Raw genomic sequence first — 5,126 nt, forward strand, 5'->3', positions numbered from 1 at the left:
AGCTAATCTGCCCCAGGCCCGACCTTCGGTCGATTTTCATAGAAGCCATCCTTGCGGATGGTATTTTCAGCGCTTACGCTGACGGACAGCAAAAAAGACCGCTTGCGCGATCTTTTGCGAGGTGATTAATGTTTAATGCTGTAGAACGGACCGCCGGCAAGTGTATTGCTAGCGCCGTAAGTCTTCTCGTCCTTACCCATTGCGCCGCGCAACAGCTGACCCATGAAGAAGGCAAGCAACAGCGTTGCCGTCAGGTAGTCCATGACGTAACCGGCATATAGCGAGAGGCCGAGCGTCAGGCCACAGCTGACACCCAGTGCCACGTTGCGCATCGTGAAGCGCCGGCGGAAGTGCATCAGAATCATCAGTGCCGCCCAAATCAGAATACCGACGTAAGGAAGAACCAGCAAAATCAGGCCGACAATCCCCATTGCGTAATACTGGGAGACAAAGTCCCGTTCAATGAGCCCCATGTTGCTCAAGCGGGTGTAACCAAAGCCCAGTACCTTGTCCTTTGAATTACCGTTAATGGACGCAACTCGCTTCCAAATCGCATTTTGCAAGGAGCGGTAGTTCATGCGTTCCCAGACTGGCCACTTCAGGATACCCTGCCAGAACTTCAAATCGTTGTGGACAGGGTAAGACTTGGTCGCAAACTCTGGATTGAGCGCCAGTTCAGCCGCGTGTTTCTCGATGTACTTGGCCGTCTTCTTGTCGTTGCCCCGCTTGGTCAGAACCTTCAGGTGGTGGTACACGTTTTCCTGATCCTTTTGTGAATCCTTGTCCAAGTTAGCGGCAATATCGGCCGTTTGTTCTTCAGAGACTTGGCGATTGCCGTTTGGCGAGAAGTGGAATAGGCCCACCATCACCAGCATGATGGCCAGAAGCGACACGATGCTGGCCACGCGGAAACGGAATTCCTTGGCGATGAACACGAAGTAAAGGTACAGCACAACGAACAGCCCGAAGATGGCAATTGTTCCGTAAGCTGCCGCTTTTGTCCCCAGTTCCAGACCGGCAAGTGCCTGCAAAGATGCCAGAATCACGTTCTTCACGTTGAAATGTGTGCACAGGAAGTAGAGCACCAATGGTGTGAGCATCAGCAGCATGGCGCTAACCGTGTTGGCGTGGTTAAAGAAACCCTTTGACGCCAGGCCGTAGTAGTTACCACGACCAGAAGCGGTAAACCAGCTGAAAATACTGCCGGTAATGTGCTGCCGGCTGTACTGTTCAAAGATGTTCCCCTTACCCCACTGGTGCAGGTAAGAACCCAGGCTAATGCCGAGTACGTTGGACACCACGATTGAGCCCGCGGTCAAACCAGACAGCCAGGACACGATGGTCTCGAGCGTCGAGTCACTAAACTCGGTGCGGTAGACCACTATAATCATGAATAATGGCATGACCATGCGGACAATGTAGAACAGTTCGCCAAAGGTTGAGTAGGCAAAATTCCCCGGAACCAGCGAATTAAACTGCCCCGCATTCCACTGGTGGAACACAAAGTAAACCAGCAATAGCGCGATATACGCACCAAAGAACAAGTTGAGTTTCTTGCTACTATCCGCAATTAGGAACATAACCCCAATGACGGCGATAAACAGGATTCGAATAATCGTCGCGGGTGACATTCCCAAAAAATTGGAGATTGGTGGCTGATACAGCCAGAAAATATCCAGAAATGGCTGCAATATAATAAATAGAATTAAAGTCTTTTTGAGCTTAGAAGCCACGGTTTCTCCTCCATGTTGGTTATGGCCGCTTCTCATGAGTCACAACCCTCCGCATCGCCAAAGGCGCCACGTATTAAAAATTAGTCTAGTAATAATATAATATTAAACTGCCCACAACACCACCGCAAACTCCCGCTCACAACCGCTAGATAGTGAACATTTGCGGTGATTTCGTTGCATATCCGCGAAACAACATCATTTTTTAACCGTTGGCTTAGCGGGCAAAACGTTGGTGCAGCCTGGCGTAGATGCTGGTGACCGTACTGTTGCGTAGCACGATAAGCGCGAGCAGATAGCAAAGCGAACTCACAACGGTCTGGATGACCAAATCAACAAAGAGTGAGCCGGTGTTGATTGCCCGACTAGTAATCAGTCCGATTGCTAATGCGATGACCCCAGCGAGCAACAACTGCCACTGCTTACTAAAGAGCTGCTTGAGCGGCAGTTCGCGGCGCACCAGGAAAATACGCAGGAAGCAGACTGTTGCCTCAGTAAGCACGATGGTAATGGCCCCACCCATTGCGCCCATTGATGGCAGCAAAAGCAGGTTCAGTGTAATCGAGAGCACCGCACCGACGTAGTACGGAATTGCGAACTCCTTAAAGAGACCGCGCGACAAGGTGTACTGATTCGCAAACACGCCGCCGTAACTCACAAGCACGACAATCAGCGCACCGACAAACAGAATTGGGCCAGCGTCCTTGTACGCATTACCCCAGAACCAGACGACAAACTTACTGGCATTGAGCATGAGCTCGATGGTGAAATACAAACTGATGAGCATCGTGTAGTCCAGCGCGGTCTTCATCAGCTTCACAACCTCAGAATGCGCGGTATCGTTAGCCATCATCTGCGCCATTTTGGGCATCAGAATCGTGCTGACGGAACCCACCACGGTAATAATTGCCCGGGCAATCATTTGCGACTGCCCGTAATACGACAGTTGCGTGTTCCCCGCAATCTGGCCGACGAGCGTCTGGTCAAAACTAATGTAAAGCTGCACCGCAATGGACGGGATGGTCACCATCAGGGCGCCGCGGAAGTAAATTTTGTCGAATGCAAAATCCGTGTGCTTCAAGCGGCGGCCGAGCTTCTTATCTAGCCCCAGCCAGAAGACGATGTTCGCCAGGTAGGTAACAGAGTTAATCAGCAAGTAGATCCACAGGTCACTCGGCTTGTGCACGAAGATGAACAGGCTGGCCGTAATGGCGAGTTTAATGAAGGTGTTTCGCGTCACCACCGACTTAATCTCGCCCAGACCAATGAACAGCCAGGAAATATCCAGGATGTACCCGATTAGAAATGGTACTTCAAGCAGGAAGTAAGCCTTGTGGTTCAGGAACAGGAAAACGGCCGCCACGTAACCCAAAATGGTGATGGTACCAACCGTCAGTTGAATAAACCACAGGTGGGCGAAGCGCTTAGGCAACTCCTCCGGTTTGGCCTGCGCAATGGCACGGGCCCCGAATTGGTTCATCCCGAACATGATAATGACTGCAAGCAACACGGGAATCGAATTAATATAGGCATTAAGCCCGACCGCCTCACGGCCCAAGGTCCGGGTGATGTACGGCTGCACGACAATCGGCAGCATGAGTGCCATCACCTGGTAGAGGGCGTTGTAGACGATGTTGACCATTGTTTTGCGCACAAACTTACCTCGTTACTTGTCTTCTTGCAGATGGCGGGGTTTCCGCTCTGCTTCCTTCGGCGGCTGCATGTAGTCGCCATACATCCGGGTCAAAATGGCATCGTAACCCACCGCAACGGGGAACTTCTCCCCTTCAAAATTCTGAATGCTGGCGGACTTGATTTCGGCCGGTAAGTACATTTCGCGGTCCCAAGCGTAGGGACTGCTAAAGTTATAGTAAATGTAGCCACCCGGCAGCCAGTTAAACATCTGAATGTGCTTGACGTTCATCGCGGCAATATCGCTCTTACTGCGGTGTGCGGCCACGAATTCGGCCCACTTGTGGAAAATACCCAGGTGCTTACCGGTATCGTGATTGCCCCCCGCAATATCCATCGCCACCTGATCCAGGCGCACAATCAGCTGGTGCACGCGTCGCAGTGGCTTCCAGCGGAAAGTCTTATCGAGCGCGAACACGTCAATAAAGACCCCGTGCAGCCCCGTTCCCGCGTCGACCTCATCGTAGACAGATTCAGCAGAATTCAATACTTTATAAGTTGAAAGATAATAATTGGGCTCACCAGGAGAAACCAGGCGCACATCGGCATCAACGTTAGCACCGTTGAATGCGGCGATAAAAGCCTGAATATTTTCCCGCTTAATGCCAATATCAATATCGTCATCCCAAGGAATCATTCCCTGATGCCGCAACGCGCCGATGGCCGAGCCACCAATTAGGAAATACTGCACATTGTAGCGTGCAAGCATCCGCTTTAACTTTTTGAGCGTGCCAATGAGCACCTCGTGGCTTACGTTTGCCAATATTCGTTCCTCCACCCAAATTAAATCACGTATCAATTCCATCATACCACGCCACCTAACGCGGTTGTGGCAACAGAACCCACATAAGCCATAATTTTGCCCTTCATTAAGGGCCATCGCAATATGTATTTGCAAAAATTAAGCAAAACAATAGTCAAGACTGCAATGAAGGCGCTTTAAGCTGATTCATGGCTCATTTTCCGCAAGTTCCCGCGTAACTGGAGAAAATCCCGTCTTGCTATTGGTTTATCACCACCGCGGGTGCAAAATGGCACTAGGGAGTGATGATAACTATGGTAATGAACAAAAATTATAAATACCCTGACACCGCAGCATATGATTATGTCGTTCGCGAACTCGAAGCAAAAGGCGTCCAGTTGCACAACATTGCCGAAATTACATACGGCCTGCAGCACAAGTTTCTGCCCGACGCGACGCTAGCAGACTATGAGCAAGAAGTCGTCAACGTCATGCACAAACGGGAGCTGCTCAACAATGCCATGGTCGGCCTGCAACTAGACAAGCTGGCCACCAAAGGCTTGCTTGACGAACCGCTGCAGAGCATCGTGGCAAACGATGCCGGCGTTTTCGGTGTCGACGAGACGCTCGCTTCCGGTATTGCGACCCTGTGGGGCTCCATCGGGATTACGAACTACGGTTACGTCGACCGGACGAAACCTAACATCATCGGTCAGCTGGACAATTCTGGTGACAAGATCAACACCTTCATCGACGACATTGTCGGCGCCATTGCCGCTGCAGTCGCCGGTAAAATGGCCCACAAGTACGCGTAAAGCTTGTCTGTCAGCGTATTTATTGAAAATATCATCCGCAAGGATGGCTTCTGTGAAAATAGACCGCAGGTGAAGTGCAATAGAAAAGTTAGACACTTAAAAATTTAAGTTAAGCAACCGTGGCCTGCTCCCGGTATTCTACTGGGG

General features: G+C 50.9%; 4 protein-coding genes. 1 reads left to right on the forward strand and 3 read right to left on the reverse strand.

Going from position 1 to position 5,126, the window contains the following annotated elements:
• Window positions 1-125 precede the first annotated feature (125 nt).
• The 3 genes from EKM97_RS11735 to EKM97_RS11745 all read right to left on the reverse strand — a co-directional run bounded on the left by EKM97_RS11735 (window position 126) and on the right by EKM97_RS11745 (window position 4,185).
• Window positions 126-1,733 (reverse strand): O-antigen ligase family protein, encoded by a 1,608-nt coding sequence (locus EKM97_RS11735; protein ID WP_164507545.1) that lies wholly within the window; start codon window positions 1,731-1,733, stop codon window positions 126-128.
• A gap of 214 nt (window positions 1,734-1,947) precedes the next feature.
• The gene (locus tag EKM97_RS11740) at window positions 1,948-3,384 is read right to left on the reverse strand and encodes an oligosaccharide flippase family protein (protein WP_125572559.1); all 1,437 of its coding nucleotides are present in this window, start codon (window positions 3,382-3,384) and stop codon (window positions 1,948-1,950) included.
• A gap of 12 nt (window positions 3,385-3,396) precedes the next feature.
• Window positions 3,397-4,185, reverse strand: coding sequence for a LicD family protein (locus tag EKM97_RS11745; RefSeq protein WP_164507546.1), 789 nt, complete (start codon window positions 4,183-4,185; stop codon window positions 3,397-3,399).
• Between the two features lie 299 nt (window positions 4,186-4,484).
• Here EKM97_RS11745 and EKM97_RS11750 point away from each other — a divergent pair, with 299 nt between their 5' ends.
• Window positions 4,485-4,979: a phosphatidylglycerophosphatase A family protein gene (locus EKM97_RS11750; RefSeq protein ID WP_125572561.1), complete on the forward strand. Its 495-nt coding sequence runs from the start codon at window positions 4,485-4,487 to the stop codon at window positions 4,977-4,979.
• The last annotated feature ends 147 nt before the right edge of the window (window positions 4,980-5,126 follow it).

Origin of the sequence: Lacticaseibacillus songhuajiangensis (genome assembly GCF_003946025.1) — a bacterium.
Lineage (GTDB): Bacteria > Bacillota > Bacilli > Lactobacillales > Lactobacillaceae > Lacticaseibacillus > Lacticaseibacillus songhuajiangensis.